Source organism: Oricola nitratireducens (genome assembly GCF_014904745.1).
GTDB classification, from domain to species: domain Bacteria; phylum Pseudomonadota; class Alphaproteobacteria; order Rhizobiales; family Rhizobiaceae; genus Oricola; species Oricola nitratireducens.
This window is the reverse complement of record NZ_JACZCS010000022.1, coordinates 1-23253: the sequence shown is the minus strand read 5'-3', so window position 1 is coordinate 23253 and position 23253 is coordinate 1. Positions and strand designations below refer to the sequence as shown.

Sequence of the window (23253 nt, the reverse complement as noted above, 5' to 3'; positions counted from 1 at the left end):
ACAGACAAACACTCCATATTACGTCCTCGAAAGGAAACGCCATGAGCGAAGCTTACGTGCTCACGGCCGAGGCGCGCGAACGGGTCGGTAAGGGGTCCGCCCGGGCTATTCGGCGCAACGGCAATATTCCGGCTGTCATCTATGGTGACAACCAGCCCCCACTCTCCATCACGCTTCCGTCCAAGGACGTGACGTTGAAGATCCACGCCGGCGGTTTCATGACCACCGTTGCGGAGATCGAACTCGACGGCAAGAAGCACCGCGTCCTGCCGAAATCCTATGACCTCGATCCGGTCAAGGACTTCGTCATGCACGTCGATTTCCTGCGCGTTTCGGCCAAGACCGAAGTGACCGTGAACATTCCGGTTCACTTCGCGAATGAAGAGACATGCCCCGGCCTCAAGAAGGGCGGCGTCCTGAACATCGTTCGTCACGACGTCGAAGTCACCTGCCCGGCCGGCGACATTCCCGAATTCTTCACGGCCGATCTCGAAGGCCTCGGCCTCGGAGACGCCATCAAGATTTCTTCCATCGCACTGCCGGATAACGTCCATCCGACGATTACCGACCGCGACTTCACCATCGCCACGATCGCCGCACCTGCCGGCCTGAAGAGCGAAGAAGAGGAAGAAGCCGAGGCAGAGGCAGCACCGGCTGAAGTCGAAGTCATCGGTGAAGAGAAAGAGGAAGGCGGGGAGGAATAACACCCGCCTCCCGGCGTATTTGGAGACGGTTGATCCATGCTTGTCATCGCAGGCCTTGGCAATCCCGGAGCGAAATACGCCGCCAACAGACACAATATCGGTTTCATGGCGGCGGACGCGATCGTCCGCCGCCATGATTCATTCGGGCCCTGGCAAAAGAAGTTTTCCGCTGACATCAGCGAGGGACGCCTCGGCGGCGAAAAGGTCCTGATAATCAAGCCGCAGACCTTCATGAACCTCTCCGGTCAGGCCATCGGCGAAGCCCTGCGGTTCTACAAGCTGGATCCGTCTTCCCTGATCGTCTTCTACGACGAGCTCGATCTCGCCCCCGGAAAGGTGCGCATCAAGACCGGCGGCGGTTCCGGCGGCCACAACGGCATCAAATCCATCGATGCCCATTGCGGCAAGGACTACCGCCGCGTACGCCTCGGCATCGGCCATCCCGGCGCCAAGGAACGGGTCCAATCCCACGTTCTCGGCGATTTCGCCAAGGCCGATCGCGACTGGCTGGACCCGCTGCTCGACACGATCGCCGATCATGCGGCCATGCTGGTCGACGGCGACGAGTCCGGCTTCATGAACAAGATCGCCCTCGCAATGGGAGACACGGCCATGGCGGCACAGAAGAAAAAGCCGGCGACAAACAACGCCGCGGCCAAGAAACAAAGCCATGTCCGCCAGGCGCGCCAGGCCGGACCGCAGGTCCAGCCAACCGGCCCGATGGCGGACATGCTGAAAAAGATATTCGGAAAAAAGGACTGACCTTATGGGTTTCAAATGCGGCATTGTCGGCCTGCCAAATGTCGGCAAGTCGACGCTCTTCAATGCGCTGACCAAGACGGCGGCCGCCCAGGCGGCCAACTATCCCTTCTGCACCATCGAGCCGAACACCGGCGAGGTCGCGGTTCCGGATCCGCGGCTCGCCGGAATCGCCAAGGCCGCGGGATCCAAGGAAATCATTCCGACCCGCATCAACTTCGTCGATATCGCCGGCCTCGTGCGCGGCGCATCGAAGGGCGAAGGCCTCGGCAACCAGTTCCTCGCCAATATCCGCGAGGTCGACGCCATCGTGCATGTGCTGCGCTGTTTCGAGGATGACGACATCACCCATGTCGAGGGCCGGATCGATCCGGTCTCGGACGCCGACACGGTCGAAACCGAACTCATGCTCGCCGACCTGGATAGCCTGGAGCGCCGCATCGTCCAGATCCGCAAGCGCGCCACCGGCAAGGACAAGGAGGCCCAGACCATCCTTCCCGTGATGGAGCAGGCTCTCGCCCTTCTGCTGGAGTCGAAACCTGTCCGCCTGATGCTCGACGGCATCGCCGCCGAGGACCTCGCCATCCTGAAGAGCCTCAATCTGCTGACCTCCAAGCCGGTGCTCTATGTCTGCAACGTCGCCGAGGAAGACGCGGCGGCAGGCAACGAGCATTCCAGGGCCGTGGAGAAAATGGCCGCGGAACAAGGCGCGCGCACCGTCGTCATTTCGGCGGCGATCGAGGCGGAAATCGCGCAGCTCGATGACGAGGAAGCGCGCGAATACATGGAGGCGATGGGCCTCGCAGAGCCCGGTCTCGACCGCCTCATCCGCGAGGGCTACGCCCTCTTGAACCTGCTGACCTTCTTCACCGCCGGCCCGAAGGAAACCCGCGCCTGGACGGTGCGCAAGGGCTCGAAGGCGCCGCAAGCGGCGGGAGAAATCCATACCGATTTCGAAAAGGGCTTCATCCGCGCCCAGACCATCGCCTATGACGACTTTGTCACGCTCGGCGGCGAGACCGCAGCGAAGGAAGCCGGCAAGGCCCGCGACGAAGGCAAGGAATATGTTGTCCAGGACGGCGACGTGATGCTGTTCAAGTTCAACGTCTGAGCCGCTTCGCGCGCCGAGCCACTGGCGTCGTCACGCAACGGTGCTACGATCGCCGCCATGGCGTTCGATTTCATCTTCATGCTGACGGCCGAGGATCGCACGATCCCGGACGCCCGCGCGCGGCTTGAGGACGTGCTGGCCGGCGGCGCCCGTCATATCGGCTTCAAGGATGTCGGGCTGCCATTCGAGGACCTGAAGGGCCTTGCCGCCGATATCCGCGCTTCCGGCGGCCGCGCCTATCTGGAGGTTGTCAGTCTCGACGAGGAGAGCGAATTGCGCTCGGCGCGCGCGGCGATCGACCTCGAGGTCGACTGCCTGCTCGGCGGCACCCGCGCGGCGACGGTCGCGCCGATGTTGCGCGCCCATCCGGTGCGATACTATCCCTTTCCGGGCGAGATCGTCGGACATCCGAGCATTCTGAAAGGGACCGTGGAAACGATTGCCGACAGCGCCCGGCGGCTCGCCGACCTGGAGACCGTGCACGGCCTCGATCTCCTCGCCTATCGCTTTGACGGTGACGTTCCGGAACTCATGAAGGCGGTCTGTTCGGCAACGGAAAAACCGGTGATCGTCGCGGGCTCGATCGATACCGAGGACCGCATCGTCGCCGTGGCGGAAGCCGGCGCGGCGGCTTTCACGGTCGGCACCGCGGCTTTCAAGGGCGCGTTTCCGGCCATCGGTGAGGGACTTGTGGCGCAGGTGCAGGCGATCCTAGCCATGACCGGCCGTGCCCGCCAGCGCTCGTCCGCGCCGCGCAAGATAGCGCTGGTCGCCCATAACAACCGCAAGTCCCAGTTGCTCGCCTGGGTGCGCCGCCACCGGGAAACGCTGTCCCGTCATGCCATAATCTGCACGGGAGGAACGGGAACCCTGCTCGGCAAGGCCGAGCCGTCGCTGTCGATCCGCCGGCTTCAGCGCGGGTCGCATGGCGGCGACCAGCAGCTCGGCGCGCTTGTGGCGACCGGCGAACTGGACGCGGTCGTCTTCTTCGCCGACCCCGACGGGCCGGCCTCGCTCGATTTCGACCTGCTGGCGCTGATGCGGCTGGCGATCAAGCACGACATCCCGATCGCCTGCAGCCCCGCCGCCGCCGACCTCTTCGTCGCCGCCAGCCTCTAGACAGTGAATACCGTCAGGCCTTCTTGCCGCCGGTGTTGATACCGAGCAGCGAATAGGGCGGGCACCAGCCGAGTATGGCGGTCGCCAGCAGCACGACGCCGACGATCAGTGCCGCCCAGCCCCACACACCGGCCACCGTGCCCATGAAGTAGAGCGCGAGCAGGATGATTCCGACGATGGCGCGGATGGCGCGATCAATAGCGCCCATATTGTTCTTGAACATTTCCTTGTCCTCTCGATGGATTTTCCAGTGGAGGCAGTAAAGCAGCTTGCGGAGCCGGTTTCAGTGACCATGTCACCGAAACGGTGACAAAGCTCACTCGCCCCGGTCGCCGGCGATCTGCTGCAATTCGGCCCGCGACACGATCCGGATCGCCCCGCGTTCCAGCGAGACGATACCCCGCCCCGCGAGCGATTCCAGCCGGCGCGACACCACCTCGCGCGCCGAACCGATCGCCGATGCGATCTCGTTATGCGTGGCGTGGACGACACCCTCGATGTCTGCCTGCCCGAGTAACCATTGCGCCAGCCGGCGCTCGACCTTCACGAAGGCGACCATCTCCAGCAAATGGGTAATTTCGCCCAGCCGATCGGCGAAGGCCCTGAACACGAAGCGCCGGAACGCGCCGGATGTCGTCACCAACCGCTCGAACAGCTCGGGCGGGACTATGGTCGCGACGACATCCGATTCGGCGATCGCCTCGCCGCTATAGGGCTGCGAGCCGAGCATGCCGAGGGTCGTCTGGACGCAGGTCTGGCCCGGATCGATGCTGTAGAGCAGCAACTCGCGTCCGGTTTGGCTGTTGAGATAGACATTGATGCGGCCCGAGATCGTCAGCACGAACCCGAAGGCCTCGTCGCCTGGGCGGAACAGGACGGTCCCAGCCTTGATCAGTTGCGGTTTCAGCGCGTCGAGCGCCGCGCGCGACGTCGTGTCGAGAACGGCGGCATAGGGCGTACCGGCAATCCACGAGGTCAAGGGCGTCCCTTCCCGGCTACCGCGGCTCGTCGATCAGGATCCGCCGCGCATGTGAGAAATATTGCCGCCGCGCGAGCACGAATACAACGAACACGGTCGAGGCGACCAGCGCCTGCGGGCCGAGGAACCAGCCGAGATAGGCAAGCGAGAAGAAGATCGCGCGCATGCCGGCGGTGAAATGCCGGCTGGCGATGATGTTCATCTCGCCCGCCCGCAGGGCCGCCGCCCTGCGCTCCTCCGCCGGCGCATCCTGGGTATGCCGCACGCCGCCGATCAGGATCGAACAGTAGTTGAACAGCCGGTAGGCCCATCCGAACTTGAAGAAGCCGTAGACGCAGATCGTCGTCAGGCCGAACACCTTGAGTTCGAAGATCCCGCGCGGGACTTCCGGGGTGAAGGGAAGGTCACGATAGATCTGCAGCACGGCGTCCGTCGATCCGAGCAAGGCCAGGCAGCCGCCGATGGCGAGGATCGTTGCCGATCCGAAATAGGCCGAGCCCTGCTGCAATCCGGCGACGATGGCCGTGTCGATCATGCGCAGATCGCGCTCCGCCAGCGTCAGCATCCACTCACGGCGTCTCTGTGCCATCAGCCCGGAAAGACAATTATGCCGCCACGGCGAGTGATCGACGACCGCCTCGAAAGCCAGCCATGCGCAAAGGAAGAAGGCCAGCGCGGACAGGTCGGCCGGAGTGCTGATGGAAAGCAATGCGTTCATTGTGTTCCCCTCCGCCCCCGACAGGCCGGCCTCAGCCGCCCTCGAACTCGACCAGCGTGCGCACCGGCACGCCCAGCGCCTCGATCTTCTTGCGGCCGCCGAGGTCCGGCAGGTCGATCACGAAACAGGCCGCGACGACCTCGGCGCCCATCTGCTGCAGCAGCTTGACCGCGCCTTCGGCGGTTCCGCCGGTGGCGATCAGGTCATCGACGAGGATGACGCGTTCACCAATCTTCACCGCGTCCTTGTGCATCTCCATCTCGTCGACGCCATATTCGAGGCTGTAGGCGATCCGCACAGTCTCGTGCGGCAGCTTGCCCTTCTTGCGGATCGGCACGAAGCCGGCCGACAGCTGGTGCGACATCGCGCCGCCGAGAATGAAGCCACGCGCCTCGACGCCGGCGATCTTGTCGATCTTGGTGCCGGCATAGGGATGGACGAGTTCGTCGATCGATCTGCGGAAAGCGCGCGCGTCGCCGAGAAGCGTCGTGATGTCCCGGAACATGACCCCCGGCTTCGGATAGTCCGGAATGGTGCGGATCGCCGCAACGAGATTTTCACTCAAACTCATCTGTCACTTCCCTTTCCATACCCGATTCCATGCCCGAACGGAGCGGATCATGTCTTCAAGCCGGGCAAAAGAAAAGGGCGCTGAAGCGCCCTTCTATAGGTGTATCGAAATAGCGGGTCAGTGTTCGACGCGCGACCAGACCTGCTTTTTCGCGATGTAGAGGAAGATCGAGAACACGACCAGGAAGATCATCACTCGGAACCCCATCTCCTTGCGCTCGGCCAGGCTCGGTTCGGCCGCCCACATCAGGAAGGCGGCGACGTCGCGCGCCTCCTGGTCGAGGGTGGACGGCGTGCCGTCGTCATAGGTGACGTCCTCTCCATAGAGAGGCTGCGCCATGGCCAGCGCCACGCCGGCACCGAAATACGGGTTGTAGTGCAAACCCTCCGGCACCGCGAGATGTGCCGGCGGCTCCTGGCCGAAACCGGTCAGCAGCGCATGGATGTAATCCGGGCCGCCTTGCTGATACTGCGTAAAGATGTCGAAGATGAACTGCGGGAATCCGCGCTCGACGCCGCGCGCCTTGGCGATCAGCGAGAAGTCCGGCGGCACGGCGCCGTTGTTCGCGGCCTTGGCCTGTTCCTCGTTCGCGTAGGGGCCGGGGAAATGGTCCGCCGGCAAGCCGGGGCGGGTGAACATTTCGCCGTCCGCGTTCGGGCCATCCTCGATATCGTACTGGGCGGCAAAGGACTTCACCTGCTCTTCCGAATAGCCGAGTTCCTCCAGATTGCGGAACGCCACGCGCTTCAGCGAATGGCACGCCGAACACACTTCGGTGTAGACCTTGAGACCGCGCTGCAGCTGGCCCTTGTCGTATTTTCCGAACGGACCGGCAAAGCTCCAGTCCTGCTCGACCGGCTCCTCCATCGGAAAATGCGTCGGCTGGGCAGCCATCTCCTCAGCCGCGAAGGCGCCGGGCACCGAAAGGGTCAGGGCAACGGCCGCAGCACCGATCATGGCAATGATGTTTTTCATTGTTCTTTTCCCGTGTGTTTGGGCGTTAAGCCTCAACCCCTGTTTTCCGGCGACGCCGCGGCGCTTCCGGTGACCTGCTGTGCGCCGGAAGCGCGGTTGCGCTCCAGCACCGCCTCGGTGATCGAGTTCGGCAACCGGCGCGGTTTCTCGATCAGGCCGAGAACAGGCAGGATGATCAGGAAGAAGATGAAGTAGTAAGCCGTCGCGATCTGGGCCAGCGAGGTGTAGACGCCTTCGGCCGGTTTCGAGCCGAGCCAGCCGAGGAAGATGGCGTCGGCGACGAAGATCCAGAAGAACAGCTTGTACCAAGGCCGGTAGTCCGCCGAGCGGACCTTCGAGGTGTCGAGCCAAGGCAGCACGAACAGCACCGCGATCGAACCGAACATGGCAAGCACGCCGCCAAGCTTGGAGTCGATCGGGCCGATGTTGAAGGTGATGCCGCGCAGGATCGCGTAGAACGGCAGGAAGTACCATTCGGGCACGATATGGGCCGGCGTCACCAGCGCGTTGGCCTCGGTATAGTTGTCCGGGTGGCCGAGATAGTTCGGCAGGTAGAAGATGAAGTAGGCGAAGATCGCGAAGAACACCATCATCGCGAACGAGTCCTTGACCGTCGCATAAGGCGTGAACGCCACGGTGTCCGTCTTCGATTTGACCTCGATGCCCGTCGGGTTCGTCTGGCCGGTCACATGCAGAGCCCAGACATGCAGGACGACGACGCCCGCGATCATGAAGGGCAACAGATAGTGCAGCGAGAAGAACCGGTTGAGCGTCGCGTTGTCGACCGCGTAGCCGCCGAGCAGGAACTGCTGGATCGGATCGCCGATGACAGGAAACGCGGTGAAGAAACCGGTGATCACGGTCGCGCCCCAGAACGACATCTGACCCCAGGGCAGGACGTAGCCCATGAAGCCGGTCGCCATCATCAGGAGATAGATGATGCAGCCGAGGATCCACAGCAGTTCGCGCGGCGCCTTGTAGGAGCCGTAATACATGCCGCGGAAAATGTGCAGATAGACGGCGAAGAAGAAGAACGATGCGCCGTTGGCGTGCATGTAACGCAAGAGCCAGCCGTGGTTCACGTCGCGCATGATGTTTTCGACGCTGGTGAAGGCGAGGCCGGTGTCAGACGTGTAGTGCATGGCCAGCACGACGCCGGTCAGGATCTGCGCCACCAGCATCAGCGACAGGATGCCGCCGAACGTGTAGGCGTAGTTCAGGTTGCGCGGCACCGGATAGGCGACGAAGGAGTCATACATCAGCCGCGGCAGCGGCATGCGGGCATCGATCCATTTACCGATGCCGGAAGTCGGCGTGTAGGTGCCGTGGTGTTCAAGGCTGCTCATTAGCTCAGGCTCCTGCAGTATCGGTACCGATGATCAGATTGGTGTCGCTGGCGAACACATGCGGCGGCTGCGGCAGGTTGATCGGCGCGGGCCCGTGCAGGATGCGGCCGGTGAAATCGAACACCGAACCGTGGCAGGGGCAATGCCAGCCGTCCGCGCCGCTGTCCACGACCTTCGGAATGCAGCCGAGATGCGTGCAGTTCGCCGCCACGACGACCCAGTCCTTTTTCGCTTCGTCGGCGGGACCGCCGATGCGCTGGTCCGCCGGCTGCGGATCCTTCATCTGGTCCACGGTCACGCCGCTGGCGGCGGTGATTTCCGCATCGGTGAGGCGGCGAACGAAATAGGGCTTGCCGCGCCAGGTCACGATGATCGCGCTTCCGGGCTCGACCGACGACACGTCGATTTCAACAGGCTGGCCGGCGGCGCGAACGGCCGCGTCAGGGCGCATCTGGTCAATGAACGGCCAAGCCAAACCGGCAACGCCGACGACACCGAGCATGCCGGTCGCGACGTAGATGAAATCACGACGCGTCGTCTCATCAGAGGTCATTGTTTCTTCGCTCACCGGAGCATTCCTTTCAGGTACAGTCACTGTGGCGGCGAACGGGCCGGACAAGGATGTGACTCGCCCGCGCCCGAAGCCGCGTCCCCGCGATCCCATATTTCGGATGCAGGCGCTTGTCCAGCCTCGACCAAGGAATGATGGCAACATGTCGCGCTGTTCCACGACGTTGTGGAAGGTCTATTCGGCCGCCTCGCCGAGCGCCAGGAAACCGCCCGATTGCCGCGCCCAGAGCCGCGCGTAAAGGCCGTTCGGCCGCTTGATAAGCTCGCCATGCGTGCCGGTCTCGACGATTTCGCCCTTGTCCATGACGATCAGCCGGTCCATCGCCGCGATGGTCGACAGCCGGTGCGCGATCGCGACCACGGTCTTCCCCGTCATCAGCGCCTGCAGGTTTTCCTGGATTGCCGCCTCGATGTCGGAATCGAGCGCCGAAGTCGCCTCGTCGAGAATGAGGACCGGTGCATCCTTGAGCATGACGCGGGCGATGGCGACGCGCTGGCGCTGGCCGCCCGACAGCTTGATTCCGCGCTCGCCGACATGGGCGTCGTAGCCCCGCCGGCCCTTCTGGTCCTCGACATCGATGATGAAGTCATGCGCATGCGCCTTCTTCGCCGCCTCGATGATCTCGGCCTCGCTTGCGCCCGGCCGCCCGTAGGCGATGTTGTCGCGCAGCGAGCGGTGCATCAGCGACGGCTCCTGGCTGACCACGCCGAACTGCTCGCGCAGCGATGCCTGCGTCACGTCGCGGATGTCGTGGCCGTCGAGAAGAATACGCCCGTCCTCGACGTCGAACAGCCGCAGCAGCAGGTTGACGAAGGTCGATTTGCCCGCGCCCGACGGCCCGACGAGGCCGACCTTTTCGCCCGGCCGGATGTCGACCGTCAGACCGTTGAAAAGCTCGCCGTGTTTCTTCCCGTAGTGGAACACGACATGGTCGAAACGGATGTGGCCGGACGACCGCGGAATCTCGACCGCGCCCGGCTTGTCGCGGATCGCCGGTTCGACGGAAATCGTCTCGGTCGCGTCCTGCACCGTCGAATAGGCGCGGATCAGCCCGTTGATGTTGAACATCATCCAGCCCGACATCTGGTTGAGTCGGAATACGAGCCCCATGGTCGCGGCGATGGCGCCGGTCGAGATCGCCCCGGTCATCCACGACATCACCGCCAGGGTGGCGACCGCGGTCATCATGAAGCCGTTGAGCAGCGCCACCGACGCGCGCACCGTCGTGATCATGCGCGTCAGGCGGGTCACCGCACTCAGATAGTTGGTCAGCGCCTGGCGGATGCCGCCATGCTCGCGCTGCCGGCTGTCGAACAGCTTCACCGAGATGATGTTGGTGAAGATGTCGACCATGCGCCCGTTGAGCACGGCGCGCTCATTGGCGTTTTCCTTGCCGGCGCGGCGCAGCCGCGGCAACAGGAAACGGATGATCGACACGTAGCCGACGCCCCACACCGCGACGACCACGCCCATCCGCCAGTCCAGCGTCGTCAGGATCGTCGTCGTCAGCACGACGAATGTCATGAACGACCACATCGCCTGCAGCGACGTGACGATGAAATCGCCGGTCGATTCGCCGGCCTGCATGATCTTGGTGGCGATCCGGCCGGCGAAATCGTTCTGGTAGAACGTGTAGGGCTGCTCGATGACGCGCCGGAACGACTGCCAGCGCACCATCGTGTAGAAACGCGGCACGATCACCTGCTGCTCGATGATCGCCGAGCCGACCATGACGACGGCCCGCACCACCAGGAGCAGCAGCGCCAACCCGAGCAACTGGTGCCAGTGGTCCTGCAGCAGCGTCGCCGGAGATGCATTGTCGAGAATGTCGATCAGCCAGCCGACCGACCAGTAAAGCGTGGCATCGACGCCGCCGACCAGGCCGCCGACGATCAGCAACAGGATGAAGGGCCAGCGCGCCTGTTTGGCGAAATAGAGAATGAAGCCCCAGGCCGTCTGCGGCAGGATTTCGCGCTCCGTGTCGGAGAACGGCTCGATGAACCGTTCCACCCGGTTCCACACCGGGTGGTCCATGTTGCGATAGCGCGATTCGGGTTCCTGCCCCGGCCTGAAGCGATTACTCATTCCGCGGCGACCGCCTCCCCTGCATCGATGAACCCGCCGGACTGGCGCGCCCACAACTGGGCATAGAGACCGTCCGACTTGGCAAGCTCTTCATGCGTTCCTTCCTCGACGATTGCGCCCTTGTCGAGCACCACCAGCCGGTCGAGGCTGGAGATTGTCGACAGGCGGTGCGCGATCGCGATCACGGTCTTTCCCTCCATCAGGTCGTAGAGGTTTTCCTGGATCGCCGACTCGACTTCCGAATCGAGCGCCGACGTCGCCTCATCCAGAACCAGGACCGGGGCGTTTTTCAGGAAGACGCGCGCGATCGCGATACGCTGGCGCTGGCCGCCGGACAGCTTCACGCCGCGTTCGCCCACATGGGCGTCATAGCCCTTGCGGCCCTCCAGATCGACGAGATCGAGGATGTAGTCATGCGCATTGGCGCGCTTCGCCGCAGCGATGATCTCCTCGTCCGTCGCGTCCGGCTTGCCATAGGCGATGTTGTCGCGCACCGACCTGTGCAACAGCGACGTGTCCTGCGTGACGACGCCGATCTGCGAGCGCAGCGAATCCTGCGTCACCCCGGCAATGTCCTGGCCGTCGATCAGGATGCGTCCGCCCTCGAGATCGTAGAGCCGCAGCAGCACGTTCATCAGCGTCGACTTGCCCGCACCGGACCGGCCGACGAGCCCGACCTTCTCGCCCGGCGCGACCGTGAGGTTGAGATCCTCGATGACGCCGTTTTCCTTGCCGTAATGGAAGCGGATATGTTCGAAAGCGATCCTGCCCTGCTTCACCTCGAGGGTCTTTGCGCCGGACTGGTCGGTGACCGAGCGCGGCCGGGCGATCGTGCCCATGCCGTCCTCCGCCATGCCGATATTCTCGAACAGGCCGGCCAGTTCCCACATGACCCAGTGCGCCATGCCTTCCAGCCGCAGCACCAGACCGATGGATACCGCCATCGCGCCGACGCTCGCGGAGCCCGCCATCCACGACCAGATGCCGATGGCGCCGACCGCGAACAGCAGCACGCTGTTCGAAACGTCGAGACCGGTGTTCAGCATCGTCGTGTAGCGCATTTGCGGATGCACGGTCTGCAGGAAATCGTCCATCGCCTCGCGTGCATAGGCTTCCTCCCGCCCGGAATGGGCGAAGAGCTTGACGGTCATGATGTTGGTGTAGCTGTCGACGATGCGCCCGGTCATGCTGGAACGCGCATTCGACTGCGCCTCCGATATCGCGCGCATCTTCGGCAGATAGTAGCGCAGCAATCCGGCATAGAAGACGAGCCAGACCAGGAACGGCAGCATCAGCCACAGGTCGAGGCTTCCGACGAGGACGAGCGTTCCGGCGAAATAGACCGCGACATAGATGAAGACGTCGAGGATCTTGACCACGCTTTCGCGCACGCCGAGCGCCGTCTGCATCATTTTCGTCGCCACCCGGCCGGCGAACTCGTCCTGGTAGAAGGCGAAGCTCTGGCCGAGCAGATAACGGTGCGCCTTCCAGCGGATCAGCATCGGATAGTTGCCGAAAACCGTCTGGTGCATGACCATCGTGTGCAGCAGGCCCAGACCCGGCAGCAGGATGAGGATGACGAATCCCATGCCGACCAGCTTCCAGCCCTCGTCCGCGAGAAACGTTTCGCGATTGGCGCCCGACAGCCAGTCGACGACGTGTCCGAGAAATCCGAACAGTGCCACCTGCAGGCCCGAGATCAGCGCGATCAGGACCGACGTGACCGCCAGCCAGGGCCAGATGCCCTTGGTGTAGTGCCAGCAAAACGCAAGCAGGGTAGCCGGCGGCTGCTCGGGCCGCTCGGCGGGAAAGGGATCGATACGTTTTTCAAACCACGAAAGCATGGCGAACCTCTTGGCGGTCAATATGGTGTCCGATCGCGGATCGGCGAGAGAAAAGACAAGCGCGCGAAAGCGCAGGACGACGGGACGAATCCGGTTCCGGCGAACCGGGAAACGCGGACGCGGCAACAATCAACTCAAGGCAATGGAACATGACCGTAATCCGTTTTGGTGAAACCAAAACCGGCGGTCACGAAGGAATGTGTTGGCTGTGTTCGAACCGCTGGTTTGTCAGGCGAAGGCGAAATTGTGCGCCCATGGGAGCAGCAAATCGCCTGTCGGGAGCGCGACGCGCATGGGAATGCAGATGATATCCATTGTCGCCTCCTTGGATTGCGGTTGACGAGTGCTTCATATACCGACCGGCGAACCGCGGCAAGCGCGGATCGGCAATAAATCGCAACTCCTGCCAGCAACTGACGCCCGATGACCGGTAATACGACGATCGAAATCGCCCTCTACCAGCCGGATATTCCCGGAAATACAGGCACGATACTTCGCCTCGCCGCCTGCCTCGGCGCAATCGTGCATGTCATCGAGCCCGCCGGCTTCGATCTCTCGGACCGCGCGCTGAAACGCGCCGGCATGGATTATCTCGAAACGGCGGCGTTGCGCCGCCATGCCGGCTGGGCGGCATTCGATTCGTGGCAAACCGGGGAAAGCAGGCGTCTTGTCCTGCTGACGACCGGGGCTGAGACACCCTATACCGCGCACGAGTTCGGCCGCGACGATGTCCTGCTCTTCGGCCGCGAAAGCGCCGGCGTGCCGGATGCGGTGCACGATGCGGCCGATGTGCGCCTGACCATCCCGATGGCGGCGGGCGCGCGCTCGATCAATCTCGCTCTCTCCGTCGCGATAGTGGCGGGCGAAGCCATGCGGCAACTCGCCTGGCAACATTGATCCGCTACGCCGCCATGGGGCGGGAGCGCCGCCGCATGGCGAACCCGTCGCGCATGTTCAGCCCCAGCAGGACGATGTTCGACGCCCCGGCGATCAGCTCGATGCCCTGCACGGCCATGAAAACGGTATCGAATTCGCCCTCCCTCGCCTTCATCGCCAGGAAGACCGCGCTCGGGACGAGCACGAGAATGCCCGTCGCCGCGATGACCTTCATGCGCAGCTTTTTGCGCGCGACGACCGGGCTCTTCCACCTGGCTCCGAGCGAGAAGCCGGAGCCGCCGGCGGCCGCCATGGCCGGTATCAGCACCGCAAGCCCGTAGACAACCGCCATCTTGACGGTGGCGACCTGCTGCGGCGAGCCGAACAACTCGCTGGCGACGGTCGATGTCCAGAAAGTGAGGATGGTCATCAGCGCAAGCGCGCCGGACACGGCATGAATTCGCGTCTTCATGTTGATCTCCATTTAAATAGCATGCTATCTAAATAACATTGAATAGCCTGCTATGCAATGCTATTGCCATCACATGACATTCAGGAAATCCGAATCCGCGGGCTATCTCGCCAACCACATGGCGCGGCTGTTCGCGCTCGGCCTTCAGGAACGGATCCGGCCGCTCGGCCTCGCGCCCGCCCAGTTCATGACCCTGCTCGAACTGTGGAACGAGGAAAACCTGACCCAGAAGGACCTTGTCCAGCGTCTTGACATCGAACAGGCGACCATCGCCAACACGCTGAACCGGATGCAGCGCGACGGCCTGATCACGCGGCACGAGAATCCCGACGATCGCCGTGCCCAGCTGATCCGGCTGACCGAAAAGGCGCGCACGCTGAGGGAGGACGCCACGCGCGCCGCGCAGGCCCAGAACGAAAAGGCGCTGGCCGGGTTTTCCCCCGGGGAGCGCGAGGCCTTCCTCGCGATGATGACGCGCGCCATCGACGCGATGCGGCGCTAGAGCCGTTCATCTTTAAATGGAAGCAGTTTGACGGAATGGATTTTTCGTTCCGGCAAGGAGAACACCGCAGCGCGATATGAATATCGCGCGAGGATTTCGACGCTGACGGGGCGGAAAAGCCATCCGAGCCGGGAGGCCGGTATGGCTTTGGAACTTCGTTCCAAACTGCAATCGTGTGAACTTGGTCTTTTACGTCCTGGACGGCATCGCGCGAGGCTAGCGGTGCTTGCACCGCGTCGCGTCACTCTCCTTGCCAGGCCACAAAATTCCAGCGTTCAAACGATTCCATTTAAAGATGAACGGCTCTAGCTTCCGCCGATCTCCGCGCGCATGTCGTTATGCGCGATGCCCGCTTCCATGTATTCCTCCGAACAGACCGAAAAGCCCAGCTTCTCGTAGAACGGCACCGCATAGGACTGGCTCGACAGGAAGAAATGGCGGCCTGCCGCCTGCTTTCCGGCCGCCAGATCCGCCATCAGGAAACGCATCAGCGCCTCGCCGACCCCCTTGCCCCTCGCCTCGCGCAGCACGGCGACGCGCTGCACCTTGAAACGGTCGTCGAGGACACGCACCCGCGCGGCGCCCACCGGCCATCCGTCGATTTCGGCAAGGTAATGGATGCTTTCGTCGTCCAGGCCATCGCGTTCCAGCGCCGGGTCGACGCCCTGCTCGCGAATGAAAACGACGTCGCGAATATCGAGGCAGGCGGCGATATCGCCGCGAGTGGCGGCGCGCCGGCAAACCGGCTGGGAACTGTCCATCGGTTGGGTCTTCTCAATCGGCGGTGGGCAGGCGCCGCATGGTGAATTCGATGACGTCGCCGTCGAGCACCCGCCAGCTTTCGACCTGTGTCCAGTAAGCCGCCTTCGGGTACTGGTCAAACCATTCGCGGGCTTTTCTGCGGGCGGCGCGACGGCCGAGTCGGTAGGTCTCGCGCACGAAGCTGTCTCTTCGCCCTGTTGCGATTTCGCGACTTTTTTCCAGCTGACGGCGGATCGCCGTCCGTGGCGGTTTGGGTGGAAGCATGATTCTTTTCCCCCGCAATGCTTGAGAGTTTAATTTCTGCCGTCATCCTGTCAATTCCAACATGAATGACGTTTCGTCGGGCTTGGCATCGCGTTCACGAACCGTTAACCGCTAGGAATGCCGTGATTGCGCCGGAGTGAACACCTGTCATGCAGCAACGCCCGAACTTGCCCGTTGGATTGCCGCCGGACATCGAAACCAGGAAAGCAACCGCGCGCGCATGGTTCGAGGAACTGCGCGATCACATCTGCGCCGCTTTCGAGAAGCTTGAGGACGATCTCGCCGGTCCGTTCTCGGACTACGCTCCGGGCCGGTTCGAACGCACCGAATGGCAGCGCGACGAGGGCAAGGGCGGTGGCGGCGTCATGTCGATGCTCTACGGCCGCGTGTTCGAGAAGGTCGGTGTCCACACCTCTACGGTATACGGCGAATTCTCGCCGGAATTCCGCAAGCAGATCCCCGGCGCGGAAGAAGATCCGCGTTTCTGGGCGTCGGGCATCTCGCTGATCGCCCATCCGCAAAATCCGAACGTCCCCGCCGTCCACATGAACACCCGCATGGTGGTGACGACGAGCTGGTGGTTCGGCGGCGGGGCCGACCTGACCCCCGTCCTCGACCGGCGCCGCACCCAGGACGATCCGGACACGATCGCCTTCCACAAATCCTTCGAACTGGCCTGTACGAAGCACCCCGTCGCCGACTATCCGAAGTTCAGGCAGTGGTGCGACGACTATTTCTTCCTGCCGCACCGCGACGAGCCGCGCGGCATCGGCGGCATCTTCTACGACTGGCAGCATTCCGAAGAGGATGCCGGCGGCTGGGACGCCGACTTCGCTTTCACCCAGGACGTCGGCCGCACCTTCGCGATCGTCTATCCGCATCTGGTGCGCAAGAATTTCAACACCAACTGGACCGACCAGGACCGCGAGGAGCAGCTTGTGCGCCGCGGCCGCTATGTCGAGTTCAACCTGCTCTACGACCGCGGCACGATTTTCGGCCTCAAGACCGGTGGCAACGTCAACTCGATCCTCTCCTCCATGCCGCCTGCGGTGAAGTGGCCCTGAATGCTTGCGTTGATATGCATCAATGCGCCCGGCCGGCACATTGGCGTCAACTTTATGGGCTACGTCACTGACCACAGGTAATGGAGGATACCACCGTGAAACACTACGAATGCTTTGTTCCCGGCTGTTCCTGGCAGACTCACGCGGAGGAAGAGGCCGAGGTCGTTCGCCGCGCGTCCGAACACATGCGCAAGGCGCATGAGGAAACGACGATCCGGCCGAACATGGTCGAGCAGATCAAGACCCATATCCGCGAAGCCGACAACGCCTCATCCTGACGGGCTTTTCAGCTGATCGAGGAGCGTATCGCGGTCAAGCGTGAAACCGCTTTCGATCCAGCGCTCCTTGAGTTCCCGCAAGGCCTGCCCCATGGCGGGCCCGGACTGGAAACCGGCGGCGGCGAGATCGGCGCCGGCGATCGGGAATTTGGGCTTCTTCCAGCTTTCGGAAAACCGCGCCAGCCGCGCATAGCCGGCGACGGCCTCCAGCCATGCGGGATTGCCGTCCGCCTTCGCGCGCGCCGTCGCCAGCGATAGCCGGATGCGGTCCTGCACGGCGCGCGCCTTCGCGCGATAGAGCAGCTTGGCGAACGCCGCTTCCGACAAGTCCGGCTGGATATCGGGCGCATCGGCCCAGTCGACGAGGCGGTCGCGATCCGCATTCGACAGTTTCCAGCGGGTTGCCACGCCGAGCGCGGCCTCGGCGCGATGCGGAATGATCGCCGCGAGCCGCAGCAAGGCGTCCGGCTGCCATTTGAAGGCTTTTTCGGTGGCGATCAGCGCCGGGATCGCGTCGATGCCCCATTTTTCGGATTCCGGCAGCACAAGGCTCAGGATACCGGCCTGGCGCATCCACAGAAGCGCCCGCGACGGATCGGGCGCTTCGAGAAGCTTGCGCATCTCGGTCCAGATCCGCTCCGCCGACAGCCCGCCGAGACCTTCCTTCAGCCGGGCGCAGGCGAGCAGGCCCTTCGAATCCGGTCGCCCGTCGCCATACCATGCGAAGAAGCGGAAGAACCGCAGGATCCGCAGATAGTCCTCGCGGATGCGCTCCTCCGGTTCGCCGATGAACCGGATCATGCGGGTTTTGACGTCCGCCAGTCCGCCGACCAGGTCGACGATCTCGCCGTCCGCCTTGCAATAGAGCGCGTTGACCGTGAAATCGCGCCGCTTCGCGTCGGCCTCCCAGTCGCGCCCGAACCGCACCTTCGCGCGCCGTCCGTCGGTCTCGATGTCCTGGCGCAGCGTCGTCGTCTCGTAGCCGTGATGCTCGGCGACGATGATCACCGTGCCGTGCTCGATGCCCGACGGCACGGTCTTGTACCCGGCCGCCTCGGCGCGCCGGACCGTTTCATGCGGTTCGCAGGTCGTGGCGATGTCGATATCGCCGATGCCCTCGCCGAAGAGATGGTTGCGCACCGCGCCACCGACGACGCGCGCCTCCTCGCCGCCTTCCGCCAGGACGGCAAGGATTTTCTGCAGCGCCTCGTTCTTCAGCCAGCCGGCGTCGATCCTGTCACCGCTCACGTATAGAGCCTTTCATACATCACCCGGATGATGCCGGCCGTCACGCCCCAGATATGCCAGTCTTCGTAAGGCATCTCGAAATAGTGGCGCATGTGGCCGCCGACAATCCGGCTGCCCTGGGCATGGTTCGCCTCGTCCATCAGGAAGGCGAGCGGCACCTCGAAGACCGCATCGACCTCGTGCGGATTGGGCTTCAGCGTGAAACCCGGCTCGAGGACAGACAGGATCGGCGCGATCCGGAAGCCCGAACCGGCCATGTATTCGGGCAGGCGGCCGACGATTTCGACATGCTCGGGCCCTATGCCGGTCTCTTCCTCGCATTCGCGCATCGCCGCGGTCTCGGCGTCGTGGTCTTCCGGATCGATCCGTCCGCCGGGAAACGCGATCTGGCCGGAATGGGTGCGCAGCTTCATCGTGCGTTGCGTCAGCAGTACGGTCGGCATGTCCGGGCGGTCGACGACCGGGATCAGCACCGCCGCGTCGCGCATCTTTCCCGACAGGAACAGCTCTTTCGCATCCGGATTGAGATGATGGTCGCCGAAATCGCCGTGCTGGATCGGACGGGCGCGTTCCGCCGCCCGCGCCCGGAAATCGGCGACGGTATAGCGATTGTCGATCAGGGAAGTCTTCGAAACCGTCAACGCGCCGCCCTTTCCAGTTCGTCGGCCGGCATGACCGCGAAGACGGCGCCGCCGGAGCGGATGGCGAAAACCTCCTGCCCGTCGGCCTCGACAGTCTCGCCAAGCTCCGCCAGGTCGTACATCACGGCCCGGCTGACCAACGCCTCCAGCCGCCCGCGCACATGCAGATAGGGCTTCAATCCGTCGCTGTCCTCTTCGAGTTCGAAACGCAGCGGATGCTCCGGCCCCGCCTCGACCACGTCGCCGACATTGGTGCGGAACGTCAGCACCTGGTCCGGACCGCGATTGTCGACATGCATCTCCACGGCGACGAACGGCGCGTCCTCCACCGTGATCTCGATCTTCTCCACCGGCGTGACGAGATAGGTCTTGCCGTCATCGTCCTTGCGCAGGACGGTGGAAAAAAGCCGCACCAAGGGCGCCCGGCCGATCGGCGTGCCGAGATAGAACCAGGTGCCGTCGGCGCGAATCACCATGTCGATCGCGCCGCAATCGGGCGGATTCCACTTCTCGACCGGCGGCAGGCCCTTGGCGCCCTGCGTGGCCCGCGATAAAAGCGCCTGCAGCCCCGAAATGTCGGTGGCGCCGGGCTTTTCCGCCTTGTCCTCGCCTGAATTTGTCATTTTGTTCATCGTCTGGGTAAATCGGCGTGGATAAACTCTCTCCCTCACGAATTAGTCAGTCGCCAGCGGCTTGTCAGTACCCCACACTGAATTACCTTCTAAAGACAGTGCAGATATGGAGACGCGCATGAGCATCCACAGCCCTGCGGAGACGCTGAGCGAAAAAGAGGTGATCGCCGAGGCCGAGGAAGCGCTCGACGGCATCAAGGCCATGCGCACCGAGGTCGGCAAGGTGATTTTCGGCCAGGAGCAGGTTGTCGAAAACGCCATCGTCGCGATCCTCTCCGGCGGCCATGCCCTGCTGGTCGGCGTTCCCGGCCTCGCCAAGACCAAGCTGGTCGACACGCTCGGCACCGTGCTCGGCATCTCGGCCGGCCGCATCCAGTTCACGCCCGACCTGATGCCCTCCGACATTCTCGGCTCCGAGGTCCTCGAACAGTCCGAGGACGGCAAGCGCTCCTTCCGCTTCGTGAAGGGGCCGATCTTCACGCAATTGCTGATGGCCGACGAAATCAACCGCGCCTCGCCGCGCACCCAGTCTGCCCTGCTGCAGGCGATGCAGGAATATCACGTCACCTTCGGCGGCCTGCGCCATGACCTGCCGCAGCCCTTCCATGTGCTGGCGACGCAGAACCCGCTCGAGCAGGAAGGCACCTATCCCCTGCCCGAGGCCCAGCTCGACCGCTTCCTGGTGCAGATCGACGTCGATTATCCGTCGCTCGAGGCCGAGCGCCAGATCCTGCTGGAAACCACCGGCACGCAGGATCAGACCGCCAGTCCGGTCTTTTCCGGCGAGAAACTGATCAGGCTGCAGAAACTCGTGCGCCGCATGCCGGTTCCCGAAAGCGTCGTCAACGCCATCCTCGATCTCGTGCGCTCGGCGCGCCCCGGCACCGGCCACGCATCGACGGACGCCCATGTCGCCTGGGGTCCGGGCCCGCGCGCCAGCCAGGCGCTGATGCTGTGTTCGCGCGCCCGCGCGCTCTATGACGGGCGCTTCGCCCCGTCGATCGACGACATCAAGGCCCTCGCCGAACCGGTGCTGCAGCACCGCATGGCGCTGACCTTCGCCGCCCGCGCCGAAGGCGTCAGCGTGCGCGGAGTGATCGCGGATATCGTCAAGACGCTGGACCAGGCCTGAACGAATGGCGGCAGTCGGCACGCGCCACGAACCGGAAAACCGAAGCGACGCGCTGGTTCGCGCAAGGCAGCGCGCCGCCCTCGTCCCCGATCTCCTGATCGAGGCCCGCCGGATCGTGTCGACCGTGATCGCCGGCTGGCACGGCCGCAGGAAACGCGGCATCGGCGAGACCTTCTGGCAGTTCCGCCCCTATGTCGCCGGCGAGACGCTGGCGAAGATCGACTGGCGCCGGTCGGCGCGCGACGATCACACCTATGTCCGCGACATGGAGTGGGAGGCGGCGCACACGGTCTGGCTGTGGGCCGATCCGAGCCCGTCCATGCTGTTCAAGTCGCGCGCCGCGACCGTCTCCAAGGAATCGCGGGCGCTCGTCCTGACGCTGGCGCTTGCCGAGCTCCTGTCGCGCAGCGGCGAGCGCATCGGCTATCCGGGCCTGCTCAAGCCGGTATCCGCGCGCAACGGCGCCGAGCGCCTCGCCATGGCGCTGGCCAGTTCGCACGCCCTGAAACTGCCCGACAAGCCGCGGCTCGCCATGGTCCAGCGCCACAGCGACGTGGTTCTGGTCAGCGATTTCCTCGATCCTCCCGAGGAAACGATCGCCTTTCTCGATTCCATCGCCAAACACGGCGCCCGCATGCATCTGCTCGAGGTCGCCGACCCGGCCGAGGAGGTCTTCCCCTATGCCGGACGAACCGAATTCGAGGACCCCGAGACCGGTGTGCGGCTGACCGCCGGACGCGCCGAAAGCTGGGGCGACGCCTACAAGACGATCTATCACGCCCGCCGCGAGGCATTGCGCGATCATTGCCGCCGGCTTGACTGGAGCTATACCGTCAACCGCACCGACCGGCTCGCCTCCGAGGCGCTCGTCGCCTTGCACAGCCGGCTGACCGGCCAGCCCGCGACCGTGCCGAACGTGCGGGGAGCCGCCTGATGCTGGGCCTGCCCGTCACCTTCGCCGCCCCGGCGATCCTGTTCGGCCTCCTCGCGCTGCCGGTCATCTGGTGGCTGCTGCGGCTGACGCCGCCGAAACCGCAAACCGAGGTCTTCCCGCCGCTGCGCCTGCTCGCCAGGGTGATGAAGCACGAGGAGACGCCGGCCCGCAGCCCCTGGTGGCTGACGCTGCTCCGCCTGTTGATGACGGCGCTCGTCATCCTGGCGCTCGCCCGTCCGATCCTCAATCCGGTCGCCGATGTGGCGACAGGCGACGGGCCGGTCGCCCTGCTGATCGACAATGACTGGTCGACGGGAGCGGACTGGGACAAGCGGATCGCCGAGGCGACGCAACTCGTGCGCGATGCGGCGAATGCCGGCCGCCCGGTCGCCGTCGCCTACACCGTCGCCCCCGACAACGCCAATGTGGCGCTCGCCAACGCCAATGACGTCCTGCCGTCGCTGGCCGCGGCGCAGCCGCTTGCCGCCAAGCCCGACCGTGTCGCCGCGATCGGACGCCTCTCCAAGGCCCTTGAAGGCGCCGCCCCGGCGACGCTCGCGTGGATGAGCGACGGCATGCGCAATGGTGCCGACGACGGCGCGGTCGACGCGATCAACGCCATGAAACTCGGCGAAGTGCTGCTGTTCGACAGCGGCATCGGCACCCTGCGCGCGATCCGCGGCATCGACAACGCGCCGACGAGCTTCGATGTCCATGTCGTCGCGCCCGACGGTCTGGCGACCGGCGCCGATCCGGTGTCCGTGTCGGCCTATGACGAGAAAGGCCGCCTGCTCGCCGAGACGGACGCGCTTTTCGAGGCGGGCAAGTCCGACACGGTGGCGCGTTTCGACGTCCCGTTCGAACTCAGGAACGATTTCGCCACCCTGCGCATCGCCGGCCAGCAGCAGGCGGGAAGCGTCTGGCTCGTCGACGAGAACACGCGCCGCCGCCGCATCGGCCTCGTGACCGGCCAGGCGGGCGATCTCGCCCAGCCGCTGCTGTCGCCGCTCTATTACATCCAGCGCGCCCTCCAGCCCTTCGCCGATCTCGTCGAGGGCCGGACCGGCGATCTCGCCGTCGATGTCCCCGCCCTGGTCGCACAGGGCCCCGCGATGATCGTCATGGCCGATATCGGCGTACTGCCGGAAGCGGCCTCGCGCGCCCTGTCGCAATGGATCGAGAATGGCGGCACGCTGGTCCGCTTCGCCGGTCCGCGCCTCGCGTCGACCGCCGGCGACGATCCGCTGCTGCCGGTCAAGCTCAGGCTCGGCGAGCGCACGCTTGGCGGCTCCCTGTCATGGACGGAGCCGCAGGCCGTCGCCGCCTTCCCCGGCAACGGGCCCTTCGGCGGACTGGCCGCGCCGCAGGACGTCACCGTCAACCGCCAGGTGCTCGCCGAACCGGACCTCGATCTCGCCTCGCGGACCTGGGCCAATCTCGCCGACGGCACGCCGCTCGTCACCGGCGCGGCGAGGGGCAAGGGCTCGATCGTCCTTTTCCACGTCACCGCCGAGGCGACCTGGTCGAACCTGCCGATCTCGGGTTCCTTCGTCGAGATGCTGCGCCGCATCGCCAATCTCTCGCGCAACACCGGCACGCTGCAGACAGGCAATTCCGGCGTCGCCGGCGAGGCGTTGCCGCCTTACCGGATCCTCGCCGCAAACGG

The 23253-nt window shown here is 64.3% G+C and carries 26 protein-coding genes; 11 read left to right on the top strand and 15 right to left on the bottom strand.

The genetic code is table 11. From position 1 onward, the window contains the following. Positions 1 to 41 precede the first annotated feature (41 nt). From IG169_RS11715 to IG169_RS24330, 4 genes are read left to right on the top strand one after another with little or no spacing between them, the layout of a single operon-like run. Positions 42 to 704: a 50S ribosomal protein L25/general stress protein Ctc gene (locus tag IG169_RS11715; protein WP_193176396.1), complete on the top strand. Its 663-nt coding sequence runs from the start codon at positions 42 to 44 to the stop codon at positions 702 to 704. A 36-nt stretch (positions 705 to 740) separates the two neighbouring features. Continuing rightward, entirely contained in the window at positions 741 to 1466 is a 726-nt protein-coding gene (gene pth / locus IG169_RS11710) for an aminoacyl-tRNA hydrolase (protein ID WP_193176395.1), read from the top strand. Between the two features lie 4 nt (positions 1467 to 1470). Continuing rightward, positions 1471 to 2574 carry a redox-regulated ATPase YchF gene (gene ychF / locus IG169_RS11705; RefSeq protein WP_193176394.1) on the top strand — a complete coding sequence of 368 codons (1104 nt, stop codon included), beginning with the start codon at positions 1471 to 1473 and terminating at the stop codon, positions 2572 to 2574. Positions 2575 to 2631: 57 nt separating this feature from the next. Then, positions 2632 to 3693 carry a methylglyoxal synthase gene (locus IG169_RS24330; protein ID WP_193176393.1) on the top strand — a complete coding sequence of 354 codons (1062 nt, stop codon included), beginning with the start codon at positions 2632 to 2634 and terminating at the stop codon, positions 3691 to 3693. A 13-nt stretch (positions 3694 to 3706) separates the two neighbouring features. On the opposite strand, the gene IG169_RS11695 is transcribed toward IG169_RS24330, so the two are convergent. The 9 genes from IG169_RS11695 to IG169_RS11655 all read right to left on the bottom strand — a co-directional run bounded on the left by IG169_RS11695 (position 3707) and on the right by IG169_RS11655 (position 12782). Continuing rightward, on the bottom strand, positions 3707 to 3916 hold the full coding sequence (locus IG169_RS11695; protein ID WP_193176392.1) for a YgaP family membrane protein: 210 nt from the start codon (positions 3914 to 3916) through the stop codon (positions 3707 to 3709). A 93-nt stretch (positions 3917 to 4009) separates the two neighbouring features. Beyond that, positions 4010 to 4672 (bottom strand): Crp/Fnr family transcriptional regulator, encoded by a 663-nt coding sequence (locus IG169_RS11690; RefSeq protein WP_210325978.1) that lies wholly within the window; start codon positions 4670 to 4672, stop codon positions 4010 to 4012. A 16-nt stretch (positions 4673 to 4688) separates the two neighbouring features. Continuing rightward, on the bottom strand, positions 4689 to 5390 hold the full coding sequence (locus tag IG169_RS11685; protein ID WP_193176391.1) for a DUF599 domain-containing protein: 702 nt from the start codon (positions 5388 to 5390) through the stop codon (positions 4689 to 4691). Positions 5391 to 5421: 31 nt separating this feature from the next. Continuing rightward, positions 5422 to 5961: an adenine phosphoribosyltransferase gene (locus tag IG169_RS11680; RefSeq protein ID WP_193176390.1), complete on the bottom strand. Its 540-nt coding sequence runs from the start codon at positions 5959 to 5961 to the stop codon at positions 5422 to 5424. Between the two features lie 117 nt (positions 5962 to 6078). Further along, complete coding sequence (locus tag IG169_RS11675; RefSeq protein ID WP_193176389.1) at positions 6079 to 6936, bottom strand: cytochrome c1; 858 nt, start codon at positions 6934 to 6936, stop codon at positions 6079 to 6081. Positions 6937 to 6968: 32 nt separating this feature from the next. Beyond that, positions 6969 to 8282, bottom strand: a complete 1314-nt coding sequence (locus tag IG169_RS11670) for a cytochrome b (RefSeq protein ID WP_193176388.1) — start codon at positions 8280 to 8282, stop codon at positions 6969 to 6971. Positions 8283 to 8286: 4 nt separating this feature from the next. Then, complete coding sequence (gene petA / locus IG169_RS11665; protein WP_193176414.1) at positions 8287 to 8835, bottom strand: ubiquinol-cytochrome c reductase iron-sulfur subunit; 549 nt, start codon at positions 8833 to 8835, stop codon at positions 8287 to 8289. Positions 8836 to 9027: 192 nt separating this feature from the next. Beyond that, positions 9028 to 10887 (bottom strand): ABC transporter ATP-binding protein, encoded by a 1860-nt coding sequence (locus IG169_RS11660; protein WP_428982246.1) that lies wholly within the window; start codon positions 10885 to 10887, stop codon positions 9028 to 9030. Between the two features lie 47 nt (positions 10888 to 10934). Further along, positions 10935 to 12782: an ABC transporter ATP-binding protein gene (locus tag IG169_RS11655; RefSeq protein WP_193176413.1), complete on the bottom strand. Its 1848-nt coding sequence runs from the start codon at positions 12780 to 12782 to the stop codon at positions 10935 to 10937. Between the two features lie 423 nt (positions 12783 to 13205). Here IG169_RS11655 and IG169_RS11650 point away from each other — a divergent pair, with 423 nt between their 5' ends. Next, the gene (locus IG169_RS11650) at positions 13206 to 13679 is read left to right on the top strand and encodes a tRNA (cytidine(34)-2'-O)-methyltransferase (RefSeq protein WP_193176386.1); all 474 of its coding nucleotides are present in this window, start codon (positions 13206 to 13208) and stop codon (positions 13677 to 13679) included. A gap of 4 nt (positions 13680 to 13683) precedes the next feature. On the opposite strand, the gene IG169_RS11645 is transcribed toward IG169_RS11650, so the two are convergent. Beyond that, positions 13684 to 14130 (bottom strand): hypothetical protein, encoded by a 447-nt coding sequence (locus IG169_RS11645; protein ID WP_193176385.1) that lies wholly within the window; start codon positions 14128 to 14130, stop codon positions 13684 to 13686. Positions 14131 to 14203: 73 nt separating this feature from the next. Here IG169_RS11645 and IG169_RS11640 point away from each other — a divergent pair, with 73 nt between their 5' ends. Beyond that, positions 14204 to 14632: a MarR family winged helix-turn-helix transcriptional regulator gene (locus tag IG169_RS11640; protein ID WP_193176384.1), complete on the top strand. Its 429-nt coding sequence runs from the start codon at positions 14204 to 14206 to the stop codon at positions 14630 to 14632. Between the two features lie 305 nt (positions 14633 to 14937). Here the strand turns inward: IG169_RS11640 and IG169_RS11635 are convergent, their stop codons facing one another. Then, positions 14938 to 15393, bottom strand: a complete 456-nt coding sequence (locus IG169_RS11635) for a GNAT family N-acetyltransferase (protein ID WP_193176383.1) — start codon at positions 15391 to 15393, stop codon at positions 14938 to 14940. 13 nt (positions 15394 to 15406) lie between these two features. Further along, positions 15407 to 15658 (bottom strand): hypothetical protein, encoded by a 252-nt coding sequence (locus tag IG169_RS11630; protein WP_193176382.1) that lies wholly within the window; start codon positions 15656 to 15658, stop codon positions 15407 to 15409. Between the two features lie 149 nt (positions 15659 to 15807). On the opposite strand from IG169_RS11630, the gene hemF reads away from it, so the two are divergent. Then, positions 15808 to 16722 carry an oxygen-dependent coproporphyrinogen oxidase gene (gene hemF, locus IG169_RS11625; RefSeq protein WP_193176381.1) on the top strand — a complete coding sequence of 305 codons (915 nt, stop codon included), beginning with the start codon at positions 15808 to 15810 and terminating at the stop codon, positions 16720 to 16722. 95 nt (positions 16723 to 16817) lie between these two features. Next, positions 16818 to 17000, top strand: a complete 183-nt coding sequence (locus tag IG169_RS11620; protein ID WP_193176380.1) for a DUF1059 domain-containing protein — start codon at positions 16818 to 16820, stop codon at positions 16998 to 17000. On the opposite strand, the gene IG169_RS11615 is transcribed toward IG169_RS11620, so the two are convergent. The 3 genes from IG169_RS11615 to IG169_RS11605 are packed head-to-tail and all read right to left on the bottom strand — an operon-like array spanning position 16992 to position 19512. Beyond that, complete coding sequence (locus IG169_RS11615; protein ID WP_193176379.1) at positions 16992 to 18248, bottom strand: tRNA nucleotidyltransferase/poly(A) polymerase-related protein; 1257 nt, start codon at positions 18246 to 18248, stop codon at positions 16992 to 16994. The two genes, IG169_RS11620 and IG169_RS11615, sit on opposite strands and share 9 nt — an antisense overlap. Further along, on the bottom strand, positions 18245 to 18889 hold the full coding sequence (locus tag IG169_RS11610) for a CoA pyrophosphatase (protein WP_246717332.1): 645 nt from the start codon (positions 18887 to 18889) through the stop codon (positions 18245 to 18247). Before IG169_RS11610 ends, IG169_RS11615 begins: the two co-directional genes overlap by 4 nt. Then, positions 18886 to 19512, bottom strand: a complete 627-nt coding sequence (locus tag IG169_RS11605; RefSeq protein ID WP_246717331.1) for a DUF1285 domain-containing protein — start codon at positions 19510 to 19512, stop codon at positions 18886 to 18888. The genes IG169_RS11610 and IG169_RS11605 overlap by 4 nt, the downstream gene beginning before the upstream one ends. Before the next feature lie 127 nt (positions 19513 to 19639). Here IG169_RS11605 and IG169_RS11600 point away from each other — a divergent pair, with 127 nt between their 5' ends. The 3 genes from IG169_RS11600 to IG169_RS11590 all read left to right on the top strand — a co-directional run. Next, the gene (locus IG169_RS11600; protein WP_193176377.1) at positions 19640 to 20653 is read left to right on the top strand and encodes an AAA family ATPase; all 1014 of its coding nucleotides are present in this window, start codon (positions 19640 to 19642) and stop codon (positions 20651 to 20653) included. Between the two features lie 4 nt (positions 20654 to 20657). Beyond that, positions 20658 to 21587 (top strand): DUF58 domain-containing protein, encoded by a 930-nt coding sequence (locus IG169_RS11595; RefSeq protein WP_193176376.1) that lies wholly within the window; start codon positions 20658 to 20660, stop codon positions 21585 to 21587. Beyond that, positions 21587 to 23253: BatA domain-containing protein (locus tag IG169_RS11590; RefSeq protein WP_193176375.1), on the top strand; the 1667-nt coding region annotated here is incomplete at its 3' end. The genes IG169_RS11595 and IG169_RS11590, both read left to right, overlap by 1 nt.